The organism is Alteromonas sp. ABH2_165, from assembly GCF_056159945.1.
Map to the genome: position 1 here is coordinate 108134 of NZ_JBSWWF010000007.1, position 12568 is coordinate 120701.

7 protein-coding genes and 1 pseudogene are annotated in these 12568 nt (G+C 49.5%); 6 read left to right on the forward strand and 2 right to left on the reverse strand.

The window, feature by feature from the left end; genetic code table 11:
• Nucleotides 1-121: 121 nt before the first annotated feature.
• Nucleotides 122-1321 (reverse strand): putative manganese transporter, encoded by a 1200-nt coding sequence (locus ACXAFQ_RS14560; protein WP_474823858.1) that lies wholly within the window; start codon nucleotides 1319-1321, stop codon nucleotides 122-124.
• 232 nt (nucleotides 1322-1553) lie between these two features.
• Here ACXAFQ_RS14560 and ACXAFQ_RS14565 point away from each other — a divergent pair, with 232 nt between their 5' ends.
• The gene (locus tag ACXAFQ_RS14565; RefSeq protein WP_474823860.1) at nucleotides 1554-3536 is read left to right on the forward strand and encodes a methyl-accepting chemotaxis protein; all 1983 of its coding nucleotides are present in this window, start codon (nucleotides 1554-1556) and stop codon (nucleotides 3534-3536) included.
• 128 nt (nucleotides 3537-3664) lie between these two features.
• Complete coding sequence (locus ACXAFQ_RS14570; RefSeq protein WP_474823862.1) at nucleotides 3665-4366, forward strand: FadR/GntR family transcriptional regulator; 702 nt, start codon at nucleotides 3665-3667, stop codon at nucleotides 4364-4366.
• A gap of 7 nt (nucleotides 4367-4373) precedes the next feature.
• Here ACXAFQ_RS14570 and ACXAFQ_RS14575 read toward each other — a convergent pair whose 3' ends face one another.
• Entirely contained in the window at nucleotides 4374-5276 is a 903-nt protein-coding gene (locus tag ACXAFQ_RS14575; protein ID WP_474823864.1) for a LysR family transcriptional regulator, read from the reverse strand.
• Nucleotides 5277-5454: 178 nt separating this feature from the next.
• On the opposite strand from ACXAFQ_RS14575, the gene ACXAFQ_RS14580 reads away from it, so the two are divergent.
• The 4 genes and pseudogenes from ACXAFQ_RS14580 to ACXAFQ_RS14595 all read left to right on the forward strand — a co-directional run bounded on the left by ACXAFQ_RS14580 (nucleotide 5455) and on the right by ACXAFQ_RS14595 (nucleotide 12561).
• Nucleotides 5455-6705, forward strand: coding sequence for an MFS transporter (locus tag ACXAFQ_RS14580; protein ID WP_474823866.1), 1251 nt, complete (start codon nucleotides 5455-5457; stop codon nucleotides 6703-6705).
• A 3-nt stretch (nucleotides 6706-6708) separates the two neighbouring features.
• Nucleotides 6709-7965, forward strand: coding sequence for a gallate dioxygenase (locus ACXAFQ_RS14585; RefSeq protein ID WP_474823868.1), 1257 nt, complete (start codon nucleotides 6709-6711; stop codon nucleotides 7963-7965).
• A gap of 9 nt (nucleotides 7966-7974) precedes the next feature.
• A pseudogene (locus tag ACXAFQ_RS14590) lies at nucleotides 7975-9816 on the forward strand (tannase/feruloyl esterase family alpha/beta hydrolase).
• Nucleotides 9817-10080: 264 nt separating this feature from the next.
• Nucleotides 10081-12561, forward strand: a complete 2481-nt coding sequence (locus ACXAFQ_RS14595; protein ID WP_474823870.1) for a TonB-dependent receptor — start codon at nucleotides 10081-10083, stop codon at nucleotides 12559-12561.
• The last annotated feature ends 7 nt before the right edge of the window (nucleotides 12562-12568 follow it).

The window sequence follows — 12568 nt, forward strand, 5'->3', positions numbered from 1 at the left end:
TGCCCGGTCGACTTTTCGCTGGTTTACACCAGCAAGAATAGACATGCTACCGAGTTTCTCACTAGGATGACAACTAAACTATGTGATGAATTTCATCATCCTATCGGGCATAGTTAGTTCACTAACGCATTTCAAACAGGTAGTAATAGCCCAGCCCCACCACAAACGCTGGAATCCCCGAATACACCGTTGCTAGTAATGCCGCTTTTGGCGACAAAGCAATGGCAGGAAAAAGGGCGTCTCCATCGTTACTGATGGCATTCCCTATTTGGGCGGAAAACGGTAACGCGCCGTTGAGATAAAGCGTGGTGACCAGAATTTGTGGGCCGCAACCTGGCATAAATCCAATCAGAACCGCAAGTATTACAGCCCCCACTCCCAGCGAACGGAAACTGTCTACCAGGTCAAACTCAAATAGCTGCATACTGATTTCGAAAAGCATAAATGCCAGGGTTACCCAAACTAGTACGAACTGCGTATCTAAAGCGGCTTTTCGCTTCCAGTCTGGCGGTTGAGAAGTTGGCGCTTCGCTCGTCATCGAGGCGTAATCTTCCCCCTCGCCGTCGATAGCCCAGAGCAGCAAACTGATTAACGCCATGCCCGCCCCAACAGCGGTGATCAGCGCACCATCAACAGGCAAAAAATCTGCCGGATTAATCTGCAGCGATAATGCCACCGCAATAGCGAGAGCGGGCAGTGAGACTATGAGCCAAAACTTGGTAGACACGCGTGTAATACGGTTGCTCAGGAATCGTTGTTCTTCAGGTAAATCAGCTCCACTATTCCCATTGGGCTTGTTGGACTCTGGTTGATAATTATGAAACCGGTTCACCAGCAACCCTGTAATCGAGCCAACTACCATACCAATTGCCATTACTTTCAGCCCGTCTAACGGACGTTGCGCTAACAATAAAAACGCGGCGTCGCCCATGGTACTTGTTAGCACGGCAACCACGGCTCCAAAGCTGGCTACACCACGAGTGTATTGGGTGACGACGATTATTGCTCCACCGCACCCCGGCAACGCACCAAGCACCGCCGCAATAAACACTTCCGTTAGCGGGTGGCGACTTATGAACCGATTAATTGCTTCAGTGGAAACGCGCTGGGTACAAAAATAATATACCGCTAAAGATGCGTAAACGTAGGCGCCGACTTGAAAAAAGGCGTCAGCGAGCACCTGTGTCGTTACTTCACGGGTAAGCGGCCAAAACAAAAAGCCCAATACCAAAGCTGGTACTAAAATGCGTTTGTTCAGCAGATTTAATGGGAAAGCGACGCTTCGTCTTAGCGGCTGCGTAGTGCTGTTGGGTTGACTCATTGATTCATTGCGCTTCGCGCGGAAAAAATAATACTAAATAATTTACCCGCGAACATCTTTTGAAGATCACCGCTGCAGCACGCTTCTGCACCCGGTCTGGTAAGGAGAATTATTATTTTCAGCAAAACTCGCTGATTTCCTGACGCTTACTATACTTAGCTAAAAACACCTTTCAGCAAATTAAGTGGTGTTGCATATCGATACAGGCCGGAGGCCAGATAAGGAAAGTTTCGTGAATTTGCTAAAACGATTTTCGCTTGTGCAGTTAACACTGCTTAGTGCCGCATTACTGTTTTTATTCGCTTTGTTTTTGGTAGGAAAAAACATTCTTACCACAACTATCAAACTTAACGGTGCCCATGACGATATTCAGCTTATTCGTCTTTTAGATGCGCTTGAAAAAACAGCACATCACCATGCGGTTGAACGTGGCTTGACGGCGGGCTTTCTTGGCTCTGGCAGTGATGAGGCGCGGGCAAAGATGCTTGCACAAAGAGACAAAGCCGATGTTGCGGAATCGCAACTTCAAGGTCTATTAAAAGAAGACTGGCCTGCTGAATTTGCGGTGTCCAGCAAAACCGCGGTGCTGTCGAAAATTCTGCAATCGAAAGGAAAGGTTCGTGGCGAAGTTAATAACCGCAATGGCAGTAATGCATTTACCTATTACAGCCTGCTGAATAAATCCGCCTTGGATGCGGTAACCTCCCTTACCTTCAATATTTCCAGCGCTCAAGCCGCGTCTGAACTGGCCAACGCGGTGCAGTTTGCCTGGCTAAAAGAGCGACTTGGCCAAGTACGTGGCAAAGTAAACGGAGTATTAGCTAAGCAATCGCTAAGTCAGGCTGCGCTATCTGACATCAGCAGTTATAGCAATGACATTGGCTATATTCACCGACAGCTTAAGAACATTTTATCCGGCCAGGAGCTTACCGCGTTTTCAAATGTCTCCGACTCGTCTAACAGCGGGCTTATGGAAAGTGTTGTAACGGCACTTCAGAAAGGCAATGTGGATTACACCGTACTGCCATCATCAGCCGATTGGTTTAAAGCTTCCACACAACAAATCGGCGCGGTAAAAGGCCTGCTTGACGAACAGTGGCGCACCATTGGAAACACTGCAGAAAAGAAAGCCAGCGATGCGGATTTCCAGCTTATCACTATCATCGTGCTTTCTATTATTGTTACGCTTTTAATCGGCGGTATTTATTTCTATATGATTTCAATGCTGTCGAAACAACTTCAAAGTCTGTCTGACAATCTGAATAAAGCCAGTGACGGCGATCTCACCGTCCGCCCGCAACTGAACAGTGATAACGAGCTGGGTGTCATTTCTGTTTACATTGAGAAGACCATTTCCAATATTAAAGATCTCATTGTGCATCTGAAAGAATCGTTGATTGTTTCGAATCGGATTGGCGATGATTTATATAGGTCGACGGAAGTGATTTTGCATGATGCCGACGATACTTCGAGCCGTGCAATGACAATCTCTTCAGCTATAGAGGAAATGGCGGCCACCAGTGAAGAAATCGCCCGAGCGACCTCTAACACCTTAGATGCCAGCCAACAATTGAAGGACATTGCGCAAAGTTCTTTGCAAGCCAATCGCAATATCAAATCTGCCATGCAAGGGCTGACCAAAGAGATGGACGAGGTGTCTGCGCAAGCGCAAACCATGGAGCAACAAATGTCCGAAATTGGCAGTATTATCAATACCATTAATAAACTCTCAGAGCAGACTAACTTACTTGCGCTGAATGCGGCCATTGAAGCAGCGAGAGCCGGTGAACACGGGCGTGGCTTTGCTGTGGTTGCTGACGAAGTGCGCCAACTCGCCACGGCCAGTCGTGAGTCCACCGACAAAATATCCGATCTGCTTGATAACCTGACCAATGTAAGTAACGCCGTGATTAGTGGCATTAACAGTAATAACGAGCGTGCGACCGCTTCACTGGCGACCACAGAAGAAGGTGAAAAGGCAGCAGAACAGGTTCAACGCCGTGCAGAAGAATTGGAGCAACAGGCAAATTCAATGTCTGCAGCGACAGAGGAACAATCTACTACTGCTCGCGACATCGCTAAAAACGTAACAAGTGTGCAGGAAGCTGCCACGCACGAAGCAAAAATGGCAGAGGCATTAAACCGGCTAGCTGAGGAGTTAAGACAAAATAATCAGGAACTCGACAAAACCATGGGGCATTTCCGCCTGCGTTGATACCGACAATGGTCGATGGACACCTCAAAGCTATCATGTGTCACCAATACTGGAATTGGCTTGACACTCTGGCCTATCTCGTTGAATGTTGTCAGTTAATCTAGTTAGTTAACTGACCACATTTAATAATGAAAGTAGAAGCCGTAAAAGTCCGTCGTTTATACATGGAAGTCGCCACGCAAATCGAAGCGCAGCTTCGCACAGGAAGTATAAAGCCGGGTGACCGTCTGCCATCTGAGCGCGATCTTGCGGTACGCTTTGAAGTAAGTCGCCCCACCATTCGCGAAGCCATGATCGCCCTTGAAATTGCTGGTTTGGTAGAAATTCGCACAGGTTCAGGTATTTACGCCCTTGAACAACACGAACTCAATGGTGCGCAACTCGACGATGCCCCTGGCCCCTTCGAAGTACTTGAAGCCCGTTTATTAGTTGAACCGGAAGTGGTGAGTTTAGCCGCAGCTCGGATTAGCGATGAACAGCTTGCTGATTTAGAAGAGGCGATTTGCACAATGGACAACAGTGAAGCCAGCGAAAAACAAAAAGAGCAGGCTGACGAGCGCTTTCACAGCACCATCGCCAGCGCGACGGGCAACAGTGCACTGGAATCTTACGTGAAATGGTTGTGGGGATTACGCAACCAATCAGCGCTCAGCTCCACCTTTCACCAGCGGCTCCGTGATTTAGGCGTTCACCCGTACGTTGACGAACATCGCAAAATTTATCACGCACTTAAAGCACGAGATCCTTCCCGCGCAAGATTGGCGATGTATGTTCATATCTCCAATGCGATTGAGCAAGACATGAATGCCCTAGAAACCGATAATAAATAGAGAAAGGCTAAATGGCGTTACAGGTATCGGTAAGAAAATCGATAAATGCCCGGGATTTGTTAGACAGCAGCCTGCGTGTAGGGTAAATCACCGAGAGTGTCGCGGCGGTCACATCAAAGTTCACTTTGGGGAACACTTCTTTCAGCGTGCCATCTGCCAGTTGTTTTTTACAATACTGATAAGGCACTAGCCCAGCGCCAAAACCGCTAATTACCGCATCCCTTACCGAAAGTGGATCATTCACCCGGAACACCTTTGAATATAAATCGATCTGACTTTTGGTTTGATCGATTCTTATCGGGAAACGACGCATGGCATATCGAGACTCTGCAATTCGGACGTGAGACTGCAGGTTAACCATTTCGTCATGCAGTCCCTCTGCCTGTACGTATGTAGGAGAAGCAACACAACACAACCGGCTGTGGTACAGCGTTTTCACAATCAAATCTGAGTCGTTAAGCGCACCGACCACCACCGCCAGATCGATTTGCTCTTTGATGATATCCAGCGCCTGATTCGTGACCACGATTTCAAGAGCGATATCAGGATAAAGCGCGGCAAACTCACTTAACCGCGGTGCCATAATTTCTCTGGAAAAGGCGATGGGCATTGCCACTGTGAGGCGGCCAGATGGGTGGCTCACAAGTCCCTGCATGGTGTGTGAGGCTTCATCAACCTGCTCCAGAATACGGATGCTTTCGCGATAAAACACCTCGCCTTCTGTAGTCAGACGTACGTTTCGCGAATTTCGCTCCAGCAGCCTTACACCAAGGGCTTTTTCCAGCTGACTGATGATTTTGCTGACTGAAGATTTAGGCAAGTCCAATTGATTGGCAGCGGCAGAGATCCCCAGTGTTTCAGCCACCTGAACAAACACGGGTAAATGTTCAATATTCCACTTTCTTTCCACTGCCAGCACCTACTTTTCATTGTTTCCCAAATGCGAACAATGCGTTTCTTTTGAACAGATTGTTACAACATCTTAACACTAATAACATCCACTCTACTTCGAAAGCAAGTAATTAGTTGTAGCCATGAATCTGAATAAAATTATAAATACACCACGGCTTACAGGACTCCATCTGCGAGTGCTGGGAATTTGCTTCCTGTTAAACATGTTAGACGGCATGGATGTGCTGGTTATTTCATTCGCCGCGCCATTCATTTCTGATGCCTGGGATGTGTCACCGGGTGCGCTGGGCATCGTGTTCAGTGCCGCTCTGGTGGGGATGGCACTGGGCGCCGTGTTCGTTTCCCCCTACTCTGACAAGCTGGGCCGCAAGAAAATTATCGTCGGCAGCATTTGCACCATCACTGCAGGCATGTGGCTGACAGCCCTTTCAGACTCAGTAACCGAACTGGCCTTCTTCCGCTTTGTGGCTGGTCTCGGCATTGGCTCAATGTTGGCAAGCCTCACCTCGATGGTGTCGGAATATGCACCAGATAAATACCGGAATCAGGCGATTCTCATCCTTCACGCCGGCTATCCCATAGGGGCAATTATCGCTGGCTTTATGGCAGCACATATTCTGCCGCACTGGGGCTGGCAGCCACTGTTTGAAGTGACCGCTTTGATATCTCTGTGTGCGTTACCGCTGGCGCTGTTTTTATTACCTGAATCGTTGGATTTCTTAGTTTCACGGCAACCAACTAAGGCATTGGAAAAAGTGAACCGCATTTTACTGAGCCTGAAGCATACCGTTGTATCCAGGCTGCCCCGTGTCGAAACCGATGCTACAACCTCTGCCAGACTATCCGCTCTGCTCACTGGCAATTTGCGCAGTGCTACGCTCCTGCTATGGCTAGCCTTCATGATGGCATTCGCCAGCCTCTACTTTCTGTTGAGCTGGGTTGTGAAACTTGCCGTTGATGCCGGACTCCCCGTAGAAGATGCCATGCTGGCGGGGATCTCATTAAACCTGGGCGCATTCTTTGGCTCTGTACTGCTGGGATGGCTGTCTTCAAAAATGGGGCTTATCAGGGTTATTTCAGTGTTCTTCATTTTAGGTGCCATCGCGTCTGTGATGTATGGCACTGTCGACATGAATGTGGCCGGCGCCATCGTTGCCATTTTTGTTCTGATGTTTTTTGTGCAAGGCGGTTTCACCGGTTTATATGCTGTGGCGGCCCGCCTCTATCCCACGTCGATCAGAACCACCGGTGTTGGTTGGGCAATCGGGGCTGGACGCGTTGGTGCCGTCAGTGGCCCTGCATTGGCCGGTGTTCTGATTGGCGCAGGCATTCCCGTGGGATGGATGTTCATTATCTTCAGTATTCCCCTGCTGGTCGCCACAGCAACCATTCTCAAAATTAATCATCAACCCGTTAAAAAGGACTGAATCATGGCCAGAATTATTGGCGGCATCGGTGCCTCTCACACGCCAACCATTGGCTTCGCAAAAGACAGACACACCAAAGCAGACGCTCAATGGACCGGCACATTTGACATTTTTGAGCCCGTCACCGCCTGGCTGGAAGAGAAACAGCCTGACGTCCTGTTTGTGATTTATAACGACCATATCACCTCTTTCTTTTTCGACCACTACTCGCCTTTTGTTCTAGGTGTCGACTCAAAATACGAAACCGCTGATGAGGGTGGTGGTCCCCGCGAGTATCCGCCTGTAGCCGGACATGCTGAATTGGCCAGGCATATTGGCCACTCTTTGTTTGCCGATGAATTTGACTTGTCTTTTTTTCAAAACAAACCCGTTGATCACGGCATGTTCTCGCCACTTTCCATGATGACTGACCGCGGTAACGCCTGGTCAGGTGCGGTTGTGCCGCTTCAGGTGGGTGTATTGCAATTTCCAATACCCACCGCAAAGCGCTGTTTCAACCTCGGTAAAGCTTTGCGTAAAGCCATTGAAAGTTACCCTGAAGATCTTGATGTGGCGATTGTGGCAACCGGCGGTCTGTCGCATCAGGTGCACGGTGAGCGCTGTGGTTTTAATAATGAAGCCTGGGATGAGAAATTTCTGACCTTACTGGAACACGATCCCGAAGCGCTGACCCACATCACGCATGCGCAGTACGCAGAACTTGGTGGGATGGAAGGCGCGGAAGTTATTATGTGGTTAATTATGCGCGGCGCGTTATCCTCTAATGTTACGTGCGTGCATAAAACCACCCACTGCCCGTCGATGACCAATATGGCCACCATTATTTTTGAAAATCAAAGCCACACCAGTGAAGCCACCAGAGAAGCACATCGTATTCACGTTGGCCATCAGCTGAAAAACGTTGAGCAGATTGAGGGCACGCACCCGTTTACGCTGGAAGTCTCTCATCGTGCGTATCGCCTCAATGATTTCCTGCATCGCCTGATTGAACCGGCGCATCGCCAGCGTTTTGTTGCTGAGCCACAAGCATTATTTGAAGAATTCGACTTATCAGAGCAGGAGTGTGAACTGCTTAATCAGCGGGACTGGATTGGCCTTATTCACTATGGCGTGATTTTCTTCAGTCTGGAAAAGATGGCGGCAGTACTGGGTATGACCAACCTGGATGTGTACGCACAAATGAGTGGAAAAACACTGGAAGCGTTTTTGGAAACTCGGAAAGTCGCGATGACCTATTCGGTATCGGGCAAAAACAAATAAGGAACGCTTATGTTTTATCGACACAAAACCTCACTGGTCGTCGCTTGTATTGCTATTTTCAGTGCCTTTCTCAGCGCCTGCGGTCAGCAGGCAACTGATAAGAAATCAGAAGCTAAAAGCGAACTACCCGCTGCGGATTCCACATCATCACTGAACTCTCCACCATCATTGAACATCGTTACACCAGTAGCGAGCTGTGAAAGTCTGCTGACGTTCGATTTAACTGAAATCGGAGGTGAAGGTAGCAAGATCACATCGGCGTCAGAGCAAACCGCCAACGGCAAAACAAGCTGCGTGGTTGAAGGCACCATGGCGCCTGCAGTGGGGTTCAAAGTGACGCTGCCAAAAGATGCCTGGACGCAGCGCTTTATGCAACTGGGCTGCGGTGGTCTATGCGGTATGATAAACATGAATATTGGTGCTGCCGACGGCTGTACTGCCGTGAAATCTGATGAGTTTGTGTTAGCCAGTACAGACATGGGGCACTCGGGTATGGGCGGCGATTTTGGCCAGGACCCGCAGAAGCGCATCGATTTTGCCTATCGCGGTGTGCATATTACCGCGTTGGCGTCGAAAGCACTGATAGAAGAATACTACGGCCAGCCCGCAAAGTACGCCTACTTCAACGGCTGCTCTGATGGTGGTCGGGAAGCGCTGGTTGAAGCACAGCGTTATCCGGATGACTTTGACGGCATCATCGCCGGTGCGCCGGCAATGAACTTTTCTGTGCAGAACAGCTTCTTCCACGGCTGGCAGGCACGCTCGAATACCGGTGCCGACGGAAACGCCATCTTACACGCAGCAGATATGCCGGTACTTTATAACGCAGCCGTCGCGGCTTGTGACAAACAAGACGGACTTAAAGACGGCATTATTGCACAGCCTTTCCAGTGTGACTTTGATCCGCAGGTTACCCTATGCAAGGAAGGTGACAGCGAGAACTGCCTGACACAGGAAAAAATAGATGCCGCGAAAAAACTGTACGACGGCCCGAAAGATCCCGCCACCGGAAAGGCATTAACGTTGGGCGGCCCACAACCCGGCTCTGAACTGTCCTGGGTTGGCGTATAAGTGCCGCGGGCAGGCAGCGAGCAGATATTCAGTACAATGATTGCTGATGGTGCGATTAAAAACCTGATTTATCAACATAATCCACCTTCAGAATACACCCTCGATGATTTTCAGTTCACCGAAGAAAACTTCAATAAAATAAGGCCTCTGAACGGTTTGTACAGCGGCACAAACCCTAATATCAATGCCTTCCGTGAGCGCGGCGGTAAGCTGATCATCTGGCACGGAATGCAGGACCCGCATATTTCTCCGGTAAATACGGTTACCTATTATGAAGCGGCAAAAAAGGTATCTTCCGGCGGCAAGGACGTTGGTGATTTTATGCAGCTCTATTTATTTCCGGGCATGTATCATTGCGATGGCGGCACGGGTCCACATGATTTCGATTTACTCACCCCAATGATGGCGTGGGTAGAACAGGGCATAAAGCCAGAGGTGATTATTGCCAGTCATGACGGCACCGCAGGTAAACAGCATGCCGGCCCGCCCCGAAAAGACGATAAGCCAAAAGCCCCAGCGATAATGGGTTCACCTGACGGAAAAGCCGCGACGGTGGTAGACGTTAACTATGTGAAACGAAGCTGGCCCGTTTACCCCTACCCAACAGTTGCAGCGTACACTGGCGAAGGCGACTGGCGCGTAGCGGCAAATTACAAACCGGTTACGGAGCCATCTATGCCCTATTATGACTGGGCAGGCAATCGCTTTTTCAAGCCCGATAGCCAACTGAACTGCAGCGTGATTGAAGGTTCATTTCGCTGCGAAAAAGCCGCACACTAAATTTGCTTCCCTGCTGTGCTGTTGTTTGCACCAGCAACAATCTGACAGTGAATTAAGCCTCGTCATCTCCCAGAGATTCGAGGCTTTTTTATCACCGCATATTATCCCCGCCATTGTTTCCCATCGGCGAACAAACTGTTTCAATACGGCCAATTGTTACACCAAGTTAACGGTTTTAACATTTCAGACAAGTCTGGAGATCGCAGTTTCTGCTGCCTAACCAGACAAAAACAAAAATACATAAAACCATGAGCAGGTGTAACCATGAATCCTACCCAAACGAAGAAAGCGCGCTCTCCCGGTGCGGTATTATTTTCCCGCAAAGGTCTGGCTGTGGCCGTGACCATTGCTTTGCATGGCGGACTGACAAGCCTCGGTGCGTCGGCACAAACTGATGACAACCAAAATCAGGGCAAATATAAACTGGAAACCATAGAGGTAACTGCCCGTAAAGTGACTGAAAACTTGCAGGAAGTGCCTATTTCAGTGACATCATTCAACGGCGATGCTCTGGAACGCCGCCAAATCTCCGGTACTGACGACATCGGCAAAATTACCCCTAACCTGCAATTTACTAATAATGCGCCTTTAGCAGGTAACAATAATTCTTCGGTTGTGTTTATTCGTGGCGTAGGACAAATCAGCTCAAGGGCCAATACGGATCCGGGCGTCGGGTTGTACATTGACGATGTGTACATGGGACAATCCGTCGGCGGCACCATGGAAATGCGAGATATCGAAAGTGTTCAGGTACTACGCGGCCCGCAAGGTACCCTGTTTGGTCGCAACACTATTGGTGGCGCGGTTATCATTAATACGCAGCAACCCGGCGATGAATTTGGGGGCAAAGTCAAAGCCGGCATCGGCAGTGACAGCTTAATGGAACTCTCCGGTGCAGTGGATATACCCTTAGCAGATGACTTGTTCAGCCGCTTCACCCTTGGTACGAAAAAGCAGGATGGCTATGTTACCCGCGCCTACGACGGTCTGGATTTAGGTGACACCAATAACACCACTGCAACGGCTAAATTTTTATACGAACCCGCCGGTAACTTTACCGCTAAGCTAAATTTTGACTACACCGAAGCCGATGAAAACGGCTCTCCGCTGGTGTTTGCCGGTTACAACAACAATAACGACGTGAATGAAACTGGCGCGGCGGCCAACCCCGGCTGGTTTGCAGCAAACCAGAGTGTAGCGGCAGGTTGCAGCGACGCCTGGGTTGCACTGCCTGGTCCTCCTGGCCGCCCGGTCACGACCGCTGAAGGCTCGGCGCTGGACGTTTCAGGTCTTGTGACGGTGGGCGGTGGTCCCCGTGGTTACGTGGGTGAGAATACCGATTCGGCCTGTGCGAACAATCAGTGGAACAGCGGCCCGTTTACCAGCAATGGCACCGCAGAAGTTGGCAGTGAACTGAAAAACTGGGGGACATCTCTACACCTCGAATATGCCATAAACAGCGACTTGCAGCTTAAATCTGTTACGGCATACCGCGACTTAGCCTGGACCGGCAAACGGGATGCTGACAACACGCCATTTACTATCCTGCACACCGATTTTGATTCCTCAGGCGACCAGTTCAGTCAGGAACTGCAACTGACTTACACCGGTGATGACCTGTCGGCCATTGTCGGGGCGTTTTACTACACTGAAAAAGTGACGGACATTCTGACAGTACAGGTAGGCGACCGAGGTGACGGCTTTACCTGTGGGGAAGGCACAAACCGTTGCCACCTCGACAGCGACAACAATATCACCGATAACGAAGCCATGGCTTATTTTGCTCAGGCCACTTATGACCTCACCGACAAGCTGGCCGGTACGTTCGGTATTCGTTATACCTCAGAAACCAAAGGCTCAATTCCTGATCAGTTCGATTACGCCGACCCGGACACCAAATACCTGGAAAAGAAGCTGTATGAACATGACTTCTCGGCCACCACAGTGGCGGCGAACTTAAGCTATACGGTATCCAAAGACACCATGGTGTACACCAGCTATTCCGAAGGCTTTAAAGGCGGCGGTTGGAATTCAACCTTTAACTTCGCCCTTGAGCAGTCTGACCTTGACGCCGGACACCTGTTCGATCAGGAAGAAGTGAAAACCTATGAATTAGGCTTTAAATCTGACATTACCAGCGAATTCCGCTTAAACGGTGCGGTTTTCAGCTCTGACTATTCGAACCTACAATTCAGTTACCGGGTATTCATTGCGCCGTGGCTGTTCAATGCAGGAAAGGCTTCCATTGATGGTGCCGAACTGGAATTCACCTGGATCCCTCACGATAACTGGATTATCGAAGGCGGCTTAGGCTACCTCGATACGTCTATTGATGAAGCGGTTCAAATAGAAGTACCCGGCCGCCCGGTAAGTGCAGGGCCCGCAGAAGGCAATCAGTTACCTTTCGCGCCTGAATTACAAGGGAATATCGGTATTGGTTACTACGGCGAAATTGACGGCTACGGTATTCAGCCTCGCATTGATATTTCCTACAGCGACCCGGTATATTTTGATGCGGCAAACACCGAAGCCATTGCGCAAAACGATGCCTATACGCTGGTTGATATTTCGGTAGTTATCGAGTCGCCGGATATGGACTGGAAGGTAGCGTTGGGCATTAATAACGCCACCGATGAGATTTACCGCGTATCTGGTAACTCATCATTAGGTTCAGGCAGTGGCTATGCTGAAGCCGCCTACGCCAGACCAAGAATGGTATTCGCAAATTTAAGTTACGAGTTCTGATAAGCGA